This is a genomic window from Enterobacter sp. IF2SW-B1 (genome assembly GCF_001743375.1).
GTDB classification, from domain to species: domain Bacteria; phylum Pseudomonadota; class Gammaproteobacteria; order Enterobacterales; family Enterobacteriaceae; genus Enterobacter; species Enterobacter bugandensis.
Map to the genome: position 1 here is coordinate 75,067 of NZ_MJAA01000004.1, position 11,738 is coordinate 86,804.

General features: G+C 52.7%; 12 protein-coding genes and 1 pseudogene. 2 read left to right on the forward strand and 11 right to left on the reverse strand.

The features are described 5' to 3' along the window. Window positions 1-64 precede the first annotated feature (64 nt). The 6 genes and pseudogenes from ftsI to mgrB form a co-directional block, all read right to left on the reverse strand. A complete protein-coding gene (ftsI, locus tag A6013_RS10330; RefSeq protein ID WP_028013537.1) occupies window positions 65-1,783 on the reverse strand; it encodes a peptidoglycan glycosyltransferase FtsI in 1,719 nt (572 codons plus the stop codon). Window positions 1,784-2,001: 218 nt separating this feature from the next. Further along, entirely contained in the window at window positions 2,002-2,211 is a 210-nt protein-coding gene (gene cspE, locus A6013_RS10335) for a transcription antiterminator/RNA stability regulator CspE (RefSeq protein WP_001062678.1), read from the reverse strand. A gap of 13 nt (window positions 2,212-2,224) precedes the next feature. Continuing rightward, window positions 2,225-2,369 (reverse strand): annotated as a pseudogene (locus tag A6013_RS10340) (DUF2627 domain-containing protein). A 524-nt stretch (window positions 2,370-2,893) separates the two neighbouring features. Next, window positions 2,894-3,883 carry an MBL fold metallo-hydrolase gene (locus A6013_RS10345; RefSeq protein WP_083264133.1) on the reverse strand — a complete coding sequence of 330 codons (990 nt, stop codon included), beginning with the start codon at window positions 3,881-3,883 and terminating at the stop codon, window positions 2,894-2,896. A gap of 26 nt (window positions 3,884-3,909) precedes the next feature. Further along, window positions 3,910-4,200 (reverse strand): YebO family protein, encoded by a 291-nt coding sequence (locus A6013_RS10350; RefSeq protein ID WP_069733018.1) that lies wholly within the window; start codon window positions 4,198-4,200, stop codon window positions 3,910-3,912. Window positions 4,201-4,274: 74 nt separating this feature from the next. Continuing rightward, the gene (mgrB, locus tag A6013_RS10355) at window positions 4,275-4,418 is read right to left on the reverse strand and encodes a PhoP/PhoQ regulator MgrB (RefSeq protein WP_006175995.1); all 144 of its coding nucleotides are present in this window, start codon (window positions 4,416-4,418) and stop codon (window positions 4,275-4,277) included. 159 nt (window positions 4,419-4,577) lie between these two features. Between mgrB and A6013_RS10360 the strand changes: the two genes are divergently transcribed. Next, window positions 4,578-4,817: a YobH family protein gene (locus A6013_RS10360; protein ID WP_069733019.1), complete on the forward strand. Its 240-nt coding sequence runs from the start codon at window positions 4,578-4,580 to the stop codon at window positions 4,815-4,817. Window positions 4,818-4,882: 65 nt separating this feature from the next. Here the strand turns inward: A6013_RS10360 and kdgR are convergent, their stop codons facing one another. Further along, window positions 4,883-5,674, reverse strand: coding sequence for a DNA-binding transcriptional regulator KdgR (kdgR, locus tag A6013_RS10365; RefSeq protein ID WP_045260302.1), 792 nt, complete (start codon window positions 5,672-5,674; stop codon window positions 4,883-4,885). A gap of 178 nt (window positions 5,675-5,852) precedes the next feature. Between kdgR and A6013_RS10370 the strand changes: the two genes are divergently transcribed. Continuing rightward, window positions 5,853-7,226 carry an MFS transporter gene (locus A6013_RS10370; RefSeq protein WP_069733020.1) on the forward strand — a complete coding sequence of 458 codons (1,374 nt, stop codon included), beginning with the start codon at window positions 5,853-5,855 and terminating at the stop codon, window positions 7,224-7,226. A gap of 50 nt (window positions 7,227-7,276) precedes the next feature. On the opposite strand, the gene htpX is transcribed toward A6013_RS10370, so the two are convergent. From htpX to A6013_RS10390, 4 genes are all read right to left on the reverse strand, one after another. Further along, window positions 7,277-8,158: a protease HtpX gene (gene htpX / locus A6013_RS10375; RefSeq protein ID WP_010432647.1), complete on the reverse strand. Its 882-nt coding sequence runs from the start codon at window positions 8,156-8,158 to the stop codon at window positions 7,277-7,279. A 193-nt stretch (window positions 8,159-8,351) separates the two neighbouring features. After that, a complete protein-coding gene (gene prc / locus A6013_RS10380) occupies window positions 8,352-10,400 on the reverse strand; it encodes a carboxy terminal-processing peptidase (RefSeq protein WP_028013542.1) in 2,049 nt (682 codons plus the stop codon). 19 nt (window positions 10,401-10,419) lie between these two features. Next, window positions 10,420-11,106: an RNA chaperone ProQ gene (gene proQ, locus A6013_RS10385; protein WP_028013543.1), complete on the reverse strand. Its 687-nt coding sequence runs from the start codon at window positions 11,104-11,106 to the stop codon at window positions 10,420-10,422. 96 nt (window positions 11,107-11,202) lie between these two features. Then, window positions 11,203-11,700 (reverse strand): GAF domain-containing protein, encoded by a 498-nt coding sequence (locus A6013_RS10390; protein WP_008500476.1) that lies wholly within the window; start codon window positions 11,698-11,700, stop codon window positions 11,203-11,205. Between the last annotated feature and the right edge of the window lie 38 nt (window positions 11,701-11,738).

Genomic DNA, 11,738 nt, shown 5'->3' on the forward strand with positions numbered 1-11,738 from the left:
AACTCCGGGAGATAAACCAAAGGGCGAAGTGTACCGCTATTCGCCCTGCTATAAAACGGCTGGATTACCGCATGACGATAAGGTGGTCTGAACCGGCCGGCAGGCCATCGGGTTTGATATTCTCCAGGCGCAGCACGTTGCCCATGATTTCGCTGAAGACCGGCGCGGAAACCGCCCCGCCATAGTAGGCCCCGTTTTGAGGATCGTTAATCACCACCACCAGGGCGAAACGCGGGTCGCTGGCAGGCGCAACGCCTGCGGTATAGGCAACGTATTTATCGACATATTTGCCGCTATCATCAATTTTCTTCGCCGTCCCGGTCTTAACCGCCACGCGATAATCGCGAACGGCGGCCTTAACGCCCCCGCCGCCGGGCAGCGCGACGCTTTCCATCATGTGCTCCACTTCATGCGCGATCTCCTCCGGCATGACGCGGTGGCCGATAACCGGGGGATCGATGCGGGTGATGGAGAGTGGACGCTCAAGCCCGAAGCCGCCAATCGTCGCATAGACGTGGGCCAGCTGGAGCGGTGTGACCATCAGGCCGTAGCCAAAGGCAAAAGTCGCGCGGTCTAGCTGACTCCAGTATTTACGCTGTGGCAACAGCCCGGCGCTTTCGCCCGTTAAGCCAAGCCCCGTGTTGGTGCCAAACCCAAAGTTTCGATAGGTATCAATAAGATGCTGGACAGGCATCGCCAGCGAGAGCCGGGATACGCCGGTGTCGCTCGATTTTTGCAGGATCCCGGTCATGGTCAGCTCAGGATAATAACCCACGTCGCGGATACGATGCCCGTCAAGGGTATACGGGTGGGTATCAATGACGCTGTCCGGCTGGACCAGCCCCTGCTGCAGAGCCGTCATCAACACCAGCGGCTTAACGGTCGAACCGGGCTCGAACGTATCGCTGATTGCCCGGTTGCGAAAATCGTTTATCGTCGCGCCTTCACGGTTATTGGGATTGAAATCCGGATAGCTCGCCATGGCGAGTATTTCCCCGGTGGGGATATTAATGAGCACCGACGCCCCTGACTCGGCCTTATTCCAGGCGACGGCATTGTCCAGCGCGTCTTCGGTAATGGTTTGCAGCCGCTCGTCAATACTCAACTGGATGTTATGTGCCGGCGTGGGCGCCACTTCCGTCAGGTTTTCAACCACGCGCCCGTAGCGATCCTCCCGGACCTGTCGGACACCCGCTTTACCGGTCAGCTGAGTGTTGAAGCTTTTCTCCACCCCTTCAATGCCCTGCCCGTCAATATTGGTGAAGCCAATCAGGTTCGCCGCCACGTGGCCTGCCGGGTAAAAGCGGCGGGATTCATCGCGCAAATTAATGCCGGGTAAATTGAGCTTATCAATCCACTTCGCCTGAGCAGGATCGACCTGACGCGCCAGGTAGATGAAGCGTCCCTGGGGGTTGGCGTTAATCCGTGATGAAAGGGTGCTCAACGAGAGGTGCAGCGCGCTCGCCAGCGCCTGCCAGCGTTCATCAAACCCAACGCCCCCTTTTGCCAGCACCGTTTTTGGATCGGCCCATACGGCCCGGACGGGCACGCTGACCGCCAGCGGTCGGCCTTCACGATCCATAATCATCCCACGCGGCGCATCAATCGCCAGCTGACGAAGGGATCGCATATCTTCCTGCTTCACCAGATTGTCAGGTTTGATGATTTGTAGCCAGGCAACGCGGCCAAGTAAAAAGGCCAGACTGCAGAAAATAGCGAAACAGAGCAGCGCGAAACGCGCCGGCGTGAAATTGCCAGCGGTTAATATCAATTTTTTCTTCACCTGAACCCCAGGGCTGTTAAACAACGCTCTGATTTAACGAGAAAAGATGCGCTTAGGGAGGCGAAACTGTGATACTAACCTCGCAGCTTTGCAACAAGTTGCTAACAAGACCGTAGATAGTAATATTTTGAAAGATAGGGAATAAAAAAGCCCCGCATGATGCGAGGCTTTATGTCTGAGAGTGAAGCGCTATGCGCCCCCAGTCAGCAGCGGTTCGATCAGATAGCAGTTACGTTAACTGCAGCTGGGCCTTTCTGGCCGTCCTGAATTTCGAACTCAACGTTCTGGCCTTCGGCCAGAGTTTTGAAGCCGTTACCCTGGATTGCAGAGAAGTGTACGAACACGTCTTTGCTGCCATCAGCAGGAGTAATGAAACCAAAACCTTTAGACTCGTTGAACCACTTAACTTGACCTTTAATCTTTGCCATTTTGCAAAATTCCTTAGAGTGTTTTCTTAGCCCGCAGGCATTAACTGAGATAAAACTGAGACATTACTGCATGAGGCACTAATATAAGGTTCGGCAGAGAAGCGGTATTCAACGACAACGTGTTTACTCAGGACTTCTTTACTGAAAATGCCACACATAAACAGAACTGTACCTCGTTTGACCCAAAACGTGTTATCACACACTATGTTTAATATGGCAAGCCATTTTTAAACATGTCTCGATCCGCCGCACAAATTCGAACACTGTCTGTAAGGAATTGCACAATTATGCGCTTCTCAAACAGACGGCTATACTCCCTTACACAGACTCAACGCTGCTTGCACAACCGCTGTAATCTAAGACTTTTTTAACATAGCTCAATCATTACAATGCGTCCAGCAGTCGGGAAAAGAAATCTTTGGCGTTGATTGAGTTAGAACAAATTGTGAAAACTTATGCTTAAATCATTGTAACGTGACCGTATTGTTTCAGCCAAAAACGATGTTAATAATCCGCACCCTTCTGTATTAAAATCCATCAGGTAATTAGCCGTGTTATGCACCAAAATAATGAAATTTTTATGACTCTGCATCAAAAAAAGGCAAGCAAAACGTTTCGATAAAATAAAAATTTTCCTGACGACGAATACATACACAATATACGCAACAATTTATCGCTTCGTTTATAAGGGTAAATACTCGCCAACTTTCAGTATCCTGAAAGTATTATTAACTGGTGCTACATTATCCAGCGCATCAGTTAATTCTTTTATGGGGTCATCCAGCGCTTCATCCGCCAGCTCAAACACGCCCCAGTGAACAGGGAACGCCAGCGGGCAACCTAACTGTTGCCACAGCGCAACGGCAGACTGGGGATCCATATGGTGTACGGCCATGAACCATCGTGGAGCATAGGCGCCAACGGGCAATGCTGCAGCATCAATTTTCCCCAAACGTTCCGGTATCAACAGCAGCTCAGGCGAATAGCCGGTATCACCACTAAACCAGAACCGGTGATGCCGCCCTTCAAAGACCCAGCCGCACCACAATGAGCGATTGCGGTTCCAGAGCGTGCGCATACTCCAGTGCTGCGCCGGTACGGCGGATAATGTTATCCCCTGCCAGGTAAAACTCTGCCACCAGTCGAGCTCAACCACCTGTTTTGCGCCCCGGCGGCGAAACCAGCCGCCCAGGCCTAAAGGAACAAACACACTGACGTCGGGAAAGCGTTTGAGAATGTGGCGAACAGTGAGTTCATCAAGATGATCGTAATGGTTATGCGAGATAACGACCGCGTCAAGCTGGTGCAGTTGATCGACAGAGAGTACCGGAGGCGTTCTACGCTGCGGCCCTAAGAAAGGAAGTGGAGAAGCGCGCCTTGAAAAAACGGGATCGGTAAGAAGGATATTGCCGTCCAGCTGCAGCAGTATGCTCGCATGTCCGAGCCACCACGCCCCATCCTGCTGCGGCTGCTGAAGATCGGCCGGTTGCCACCACCGCCGGATAAAGTCATCGTAGCCGAGCGCGGGCGGCTTCGGTAAACCAGCTGCTTTGCGTTCTTTGCGCCAGCGGTCAAGGTCGCCAGGCTGGTGTCCTGCAGAAGTGGTATTACGAAAACCGTTTGGGGTGTGATGTTTCAGGGAGGGGTCATACCAGGGATTTTTCCAGACCACTGCCACCTCCTCCCGGAATAATACGATTAACGCTCAGCCACCAGGCGGATAAAATCGTCTTGATCGTTGTTCTCGTCAGCGACCGATTCTTTTTGTGCTTCTTTCTCTTCCGGCTCGTTAGCCTCGCACAGACGACGCAACAGTGCATTCTGCCGTTTTTGCTGCTCAAGCAGCGCTTCCAGCAGTTCGATCTGCTCATTGGTACGTGAACTGGCACGGTTTACGAAAAACCAAATGACCAGCCCCACCAGCAGAACAACCAAAGAGATCGTCAGGGATGCCATATTTAGCAGCCCTGAATTCAGTAACTCACCCATTTCACCACCTCAATAAAAACGTCTATTTTACCACTGGCGCGAAGGAAGGAAATCACCTGAAGAAAAAATGCGTGCTACCACGGAATAAACTTATTGATTGCGCAAACGCCGCTAAAAAACTGTACATCCTGATCGCACATCACGTTGATAGTCTGCGTCCACAACACCACGCACGCTATCAGCACGATAATCAGAATCACCCAGCGTATTTTTTTCACTCCACACTCCGTTTACAGACCTGATATGACCAGGTTATCACGGTTATCTTAAACAAGGACTAACTGTAGCGCCATCAGGCTCTTTTCAGAATCCTGCACTTGTTTCATTACGTAAACCGGTTAGGCTAGCATCATGATAACAATGATAAAGAGGTAATAATGCGCTTAATTATTCGTACAATTGTTGCACTGGTGATACTCTGGATTGGCCTTCTTTTAACGGGTTATGGCGTGCTGGTGGGAAGCACCGAAAACGCCGCAGGGTTAGGCATTCAATGTAAGTATTTAACAGCACAGGGAGTCAGCACGGCGCAGTATCTCCATTCGGATAGCGGGATCATTGGGTTAACCAACTGCCCGGTACTGCGTAAGACCTCCGTCGTGATTGATAATGGCTGAGCCACAGCGTTAACGACGAATAAAAAACGCCGCAAAGATGCGGCGTTTTTTTATGCTAACCGGGGTTAGAACGGATAGTCGTGGTAACCCATCTGTTCAGAAATCTTACGCGCGGCGGTATGCAGAATAGCCACGTACTCGTGCAGGCGCTCTTCCGAGAAGCGAAGCGTTGGGAAAGAGATGCTCAACCCCGCGATCACGACGCCAAAACGGTCAAACACCGGAACGCCAATACAGCGCAGCCCTTCTTCCTGTTCTTCGTTATCTTCGCCGTACCCTTGCTCACGCACCTTATCGAGCACCTTTAATAATTCATCGGTGTTAGTAATGGTGCGTTCAGTGCTGCGTTTGTACTCCACGCCATCGAGGATCTGTTTAACTTCTTCACGATCGCGCCACGCCAGCAGAACCTTACCAATTGCCGTGCTGTAAAGCGGGTTGCGACGACCAATGCGCGAATACATACGCAGGTTATACATGGAGTCAATTTTATGGATGTAAACAATACTGTCTTCATCCAGCGCGCCCAGGTGGATAGTCTCTTTGGTCAGGCGGGAGATCTCGCGCATCTGAATATCCGCGCTACGGATCAGATCCACGTTTTGCAATGCCCGGGCACCCAGTTCAAACAGTTTCAGCGTCAGAGAATATTTTTCAGATTCGCCTTCCTGTGCAACGTAACCCAGTGATTTCATGGTTTGCAAAAAGCGGTAAACGGTGCTTTTCGACATCATCACGCGCTGTGACAACTCTGTGATACCAATTTCACGCTCTTCCCCGAGCGCCTGTAAGATGCCAAACACCTTCAGCACGGAAGAAACTGAATCTGGCTGTTTATCCAAATCCGCAATTGCCATTTACCACCTCATAGAGAGTGTTTTATAAAAATCAGAACCGGTTTTTATTATAAATTCCCGTCATGTTACCTGCAATCAATCCGCGTTTACTTCGTTACAAATCTGCGACATAAAACGGTGTTAACGATGTTAAAATAGTTACCCTGAGAATAATTTCACTCTGAGCTATTTATCCCCGATGGAAAAGAACCTTTCCGATGGCCTGCCTTTGCCCCAGCGGTATGGCGCTATCGCTACGATTATTATTGGTATCTCAATGGCCGTTCTTGACGGCGCGATTGCGAACGTTGCCCTTCCCACCATTGCCACCGATCTGCATGCTTCCCCGGCCAGTTCGATATGGATTGTTAACGCCTATCAGATTGCGATTGTGGTTTCCCTGCTCTCCTTTTCTTTTCTGGGCGATATGTTCGGCTACCGTCGGGTATATCAGTGCGGGCTGGTGGTATTTACCTTTACATCACTGCTGTGCGCCCTTTCGGACTCTCTGCATACGCTGACGCTGGCGCGCATCGCGCAAGGTTTTGGCGGCGCGGCACTGATGAGCGTCAATACGGCGCTAATCCGCTTAATCTATCCGCACCGCCATCTGGGCCGCGGCATGGGGATAAATTCGTTTATTGTCGCGGTCTCTTCTGCCGCCGGGCCAACGATTGCAGCGGCCATTCTTTCTTTCGCCTCGTGGCAGTGGCTGTTCGCCATAAACGTGCCGCTGGGTATCGTGGCCATCTTCTTTGCCCTGCGATTTCTCCCCGCTAACGGCCCGAAAAGCACCATGCCGCGCTTTGACGTAGCAAGCGCGGTGATGAATGCGCTCACCTTTGGTCTGCTGATTACCGCCCTGAGCGGTTTTGCGCAGGGTCAATCCCTGATGCTAACCGCCCTGGAGCTTGTTGCCCTGCTGGTGACGGGCTTCTTCTTTGTTCGCCGCCAGCTTTCCCTGCCGGTGCCCTTACTGCCGGTCGATCTGCTGCGTATTCCCCTCTTTTCGCTTTCCATCTGCACCTCCGTCTGCTCATTCTGCGCCCAGATGCTGGCTCTTGTTTCTCTGCCCTTCTTCCTGCAAAGCGTGATAGGACGTTCCGAAGTGGAGACCGGGCTGCTGTTAACCCCCTGGCCGCTGGCGACGATGGTGATGGCACCGCTGGCAGGTTATTTAATAGAACGTGTACATGCCGGTTTGTTGGGCGCGGTGGGGCTGGCCGTGATGGCAACAGGTCTTTTCGCGCTGGCGCTGCTTCCATCATCGCCAGGGGATCTGGACATCATCTGGCGCATGATTCTGTGCGGAGCCGGGTTTGGCCTGTTTCAGTCCCCCAACAACCACACCATTATTACCTCTGCGCCGCGCCACCGCAGCGGAGGGGCCAGCGGCATGTTGGGGACCGCGCGTCTGCTGGGGCAAAGCACCGGTGCGGCGCTGGTTGCCCTGATGTTTAACCTTGCCGGGCAAAACGGCAACCACGTTGCGCTTCTCACCGCAGGTGCGCTTGCCACCCTTGCAGCCATCGTCAGCGGGTTGCGCGTGACCCAACCCGGCGTTCAGGCATAAAAAAAGCCGGGCGGAGTCTTCTCCTGCCCGGCTTATTTAAGCACTTAGCGTTACTTCAGGTATTCCCCACTGCGCAGCGCTTCAATACGTTTATCCAGCGGCGGGTGAGACATAAACAGCTCGCTCAGCGACTTTGATTTGCCGTTGATGCAGAAGGCCATCATGCTGTTCGCTTCTTGCGGCTCGTAGCTGGTTTTCAGACGCTGCAGGGCGGCAATCATCTTCTCACGCCCTACCAGCTTCGCTGAACCGGCATCCGCATGGAACTCACGGTGACGGGAGAACCACATGGTGATAATGCTCGCCAGAATACCGAACACCAGTTCCAGCACCATCGATACGGCGAAGTAGATCAGCGGATTACCGTTGCTCTCTTCACCTTCATCACGGTTGCCGCCCATGAAGCCAGCCGCAATCTGCGCCAGGATACGGGAGATGAAGATAACGAAGGTGTTCACCACGCCCTGAATCAGGGTCATGGTCACCATGTCACCGTTGGCGATATGGCTGATTTCGTGCGCGATAACCGCTTCGGCTTCGTCACGGCTCATGTTCTGCAACAACCCGGTGCTCACGGCAACCAGCGACGCATCACGACGGGCACCCGTAGCAAACGCGTTAATATCCGGGGCATGGTAAATAGCAACCTGCGGCATCGCAATGCCTGCCTGCTTAGACTGCTGTGCCACCGTATTCATCAGCCACTGTTCCATGTCGTTACGCGGCTGTTCAATCACTTCACCGCCTACGGATTTCAGCGCCATCCACTTTGACATCAGCAGGGAAATGAAAGAGCCACCAAAACCAAACAGCAGCGCCATAATCAACAGACCCTGAACGCTGCTCGACTGAATTCCCGTCAGGCTTAGCACTAGCCCGAAAACCACCATCACCGCCAGGTTGGTGAGCAGGAAGAGCGCGATTCGCATCATAATTTTCTTTTAACCTCAGTTTAACAAAACGCACTATGCGATTACCCACATCGTATGGGTATTACGGCTATTTTCAAGCATCCGGTGGGCGTAAGTCACCAGAAAGACACAACTTTACACAATTGGAAATCAGCCTGACGGAAGGATGCAGAACAAAAAGAAACAGGCACAATTTCTTGTGCCTGTTGGGAGATTATTTTGCCGGAGCGGGCTGTACGGCAGGCTTCTCTTTTTCCAGATTCGCCAGGTCGAGCGCGATATGCACCGTCTCGTCCAGGTACGGATCCGGCTCCTGGTAATCTTTTGGCAGATCGTCCAGTTTCTTGAGCAGAGGCTTACCTTCTCGCTTGAAGCGATCGTTGATACGCGCCAGACGCGTTGCGTCGTCCTCGTTGTTCTCTTTTTCACGCTGAGCGTAGTTCAGAGAAACAATATTCCGCTTATCTTTCAGGGCATTGAAACGCGCAATGTCCTTCATGATGTACTGGAATTCCGGGTCTTTCGCGATGCGTTCATTATGCGCTTTCAGCAACTCAGGGCCAAACTGCGTCATATCACCCGCCTTCACGAATGTCGCAGCATTGATGCTGTCCCACGGCAACGCGTTATCTTCAAACTTCTCGCCGGTTTCGGTCTCTTCCGTGCCGGTCGGCATCATGATATCCGGCGTTACGCCTTTACGCTGCGTACTGCCGCCGTTAACGCGGTAGAACTTCTGAATGGTGTACTGAACGGAGCCCAGCGCAGGCCATTCCGGACGCAGCATCTGATCATAAATACGGTTCAGCGAGCGATACTGCTGAACAGTGCCTTTGCCGAAGGTGGGCTCACCCACGATTAGCGCGCGGCCATAGTCCTGCATTGCAGCGGCAAAGATTTCAGATGCGGACGCGCTGAAGCGGTCAACCAGGACCACCAGCGGGCCTTTGTAATAGACCACACCGTCATTGTCCGCATCTTCACGAACTTTACCGTTGTTATCACGCACCTGTACAACCGGGCCAGACGGGATAAACAGGCCTGAGAGCGACACCGCTTCGGTCAGCGCACCGCCACCGTTCGTGCGCAGGTCGATAATGACGCTGCTCACGTTCTGCTTCTCAAGTTTCTGCAGCTGAACTTTTACATCGTCGGTCAGCCCCACGTAGAAGCCAGGGATATCCAGGACACCCACCTTCTCTTTACCCACGGTTTTCACCGACATTTTCACCGCGCGGTCTTCCAGACGGATACGCTCGCGGGTAAGGGTCACGATACGGGTTTTGGTGCCTTTACCGGCAGGCAGAATTTCCAGACGAACTTTGCTGCCTTTCGGACCTTTGATCAGCGCAACCACATCGTCCAGACGCCAGCCAATGACATCAACCATGCTCTGACCGGTTTGTCCTACCCCCACAATGCGATCGCCTACGCTTATCGCTTTGCTTTTGGATGCCGGGCCGCCCGCGACCATGGAGTTGATCACCGTGTAGTCATCATCCATTTGCAGTACCGCGCCAATACCTTCCAGAGACAGGCTCATCTCAGTATTGAACTGTTCGGTATTGCGTGGAGAGAGATAGTTGGTGTGCGGATCGATTTCGTGCGCAAAGGCGGTCATCGCCAGCGAGAAAACATCTTCACTGTTGGTCTGCGCCAGACGGCGAATGGCAAATTTGTAACGACGCGTCAGCGTGTCGCGGATCTCTTTTTCATCTTTGCCGGTCAGCTTGAGGCTTAGCTCATCGTATTTGACCTTTCCATCCCACAGCGCGTTCAGCTCGGCTTCGTCTTTCGGCCAGGGCGCTTTGCTGCGATCGAGATTAAAGGTGTCGTTGCCGGTGAAGTCCATTGGACGTTCCAGCACTTTCAGCGCGTACTGATAGCGTTCAAAGCGGCGCTTTTGCGACAGGTTGTAGAGATCGTAGAACAGATCCAGCTTGCCTGACCGCAGCTCATCACCCACCTCGGATTTGCGCTTAGCGAACTGCTCGACATCGCTGGCGAGCAAAACGTTATGGCTGTAATCCAGCAAGTTCAGATAGCGGTCAAAGATTTTGGCCGAAAAGGCCTGATCGAGATCGAACTGACGATAGTGCGAGCGGGTAAAGCGAGAGGTTACACGCTCGCTTACCGTCGCGTGCTGCGTCTCTTCCTTGAGTACCGGAATTTGATCAACACGCGTGATATCGTCCACAGCGAAAGCGTGACCTGTTATGGCAAACAGGCCCGCCAGCGCGGTGAGCTTAAAAAAAGTGTTCATGCCAGGCTTGGCCTCCGTTTCAGAACAACAAGTGTTCTGCGCGTACAATCATTGACATACCAGAAGTCAGCTGTACACGAACGCCATCTTTGGTGATTTCCAGTACGGTGGCGTCCATTGCGTTGTTGCCCGCTTTTACCTTCAGAGCCTGACCCACGCTCAGGGCGTTAATGTCAGAAACCGGAGTATGGCGCTGCTCTTCACGAGGCGCACGAGGGGCTTTCGCTGCTGGTTTGTCTGCACGCGGTTTGCGATCGTTATTGTCGTGACGACGCGGCGCAGGACGTGGTTTACGCTCACGACGAGGCGCTTCTTCCTGGCCGTTTGCCGCTGCGGCTTCGCGTTTTTTCGCCTGCTGTTCTGCACGTTGTGCCTGAACGCGTGCTTTGGCTTCTTCCAGCTGCTTGCGCGCGTGTTCTACGTGCTGCTCGTCCAGCTCGCCACAAGGGTTGCCGTCGAGATCCACGCGGGTCGCGCCCGGTTTGATACCGTACAGGTAACGCCAGCTCGAAGTATAAAGACGTAAGGCAGAACGCAGCTGAGTTTTGCTGAGGTTCATTTCCCCTTCAACACGCGCTACCAGATCCTGAAAAATACCGACTTTCAGGGGACGTGCTTCACCTTCCGCGCTGAAGCACTGCGGGAAACGCTCGGCCAGAAATGCGATAACTTCTTTACTGCTATTCAACTTAGGTTGATTTTCCATGAAATTTCCTGATTACAACGGACGTTGCCAACAAGCGCAGGCATGAACAGGCGTCATTATAATGACGCTATCAGTAAATGCTACGTTATCCGTTGATTATCCTGCGACGCTCGCAAAGAATTTTTGATAATCGGTTGCAGCGAGGACGTTTTCCAGATTCGCCACCAGCTCGCGCAGCCCCTGTTCGTCCTCGGTTGTAAAGCGACTGAAGACCGTACTGTCGATATCCAGAACGCCAATAATCTGATTTTTTACCACCAGCGGCAGAACGATCTCTGAATTGCTGGCAGCATCACAGGCGATATGCCCGTCAAACGCATGAACATCTTCCACGCGCTGAACCTGATTCTCGGCCACCGCGGTACCGCATACGCCGCGCCCTACCGGAATACGCACGCAGGCCAGTTTGCCCTGAAACGGACCCAGCACCAGCGTTTCACCTTCCAGGAGATAAAAGCCAGCCCAGTTCACATCGGATAGCCGTTCGAACAGCAATGCGCTAGTATTTGCCAGAGTGGCTAAGAAGCTGGTTTCACCTGCCATCAATGCCTTAAAATCGCGGTTCAGATCCGCGTAGAATTCTGTTTTGTTCATTATTCAATCACTTAGTTGTCTTACAAAATTACCGCATA